General features: G+C 49.5%; 1 pseudogene. It reads right to left on the bottom strand.

Annotated elements, in window-relative coordinates:
* Positions 1-539, bottom strand: a pseudogene (locus IC21_RS02580) (IS21 family transposase); the annotation flags it as partial.

Consider the following 539-nt stretch of genomic DNA (forward strand, 5'->3'; position numbering starts at 1 on the left):
AATTGTCGATGCGCAGTTTTCTCGGGACGCCTCCGGCTTGGCGAAACAGCTGAGTGAGCCCGTAAAGAAAACATTCGCTGTTTTCCGCCGGCAATGGATACGCATACGCGGCGTTGCTGTACGGAAAGCTCAAAATCAGAATTGATCGGTCTTCCTCTTTTCCTTCCTTCGTCACAACGGACATGGTGCCGAAATCCACCTGCGCTTCCCCCGGAGGGTGTTCCAGCCTCTCGTAACGCCGTTCCTTCTCCAGCTTAAGCTGAGGTCTTCGTTTTTGAACGTAGGCGCAAACCGTTCGATAAGACCCTTTAAAGCCATGTTCCTGCTTTAATTGTTCGTACATCTTCTTGCTTGTCCGCCGTTGTTTTCTTGGCAGTTTGGCGTCCTCCTCCAGCCAGTCATCAATGATTTGACCGTATCCTTCTTCCTCCATCATTCCCCGTTTTCTCTTTATTTTTTGTCTGACCGAAATGTCTCCATCCGCATATTTCTTGACTGTTCTCCAGTTAAATCCCGTCCTGCGGACAATTTCGGAAAGC

The sequence above is a fragment of the Heyndrickxia coagulans DSM 1 = ATCC 7050 genome (assembly GCF_000290615.1).
Taxonomy (GTDB): domain Bacteria; phylum Bacillota; class Bacilli; order Bacillales; family Bacillaceae_C; genus Weizmannia; species Weizmannia coagulans.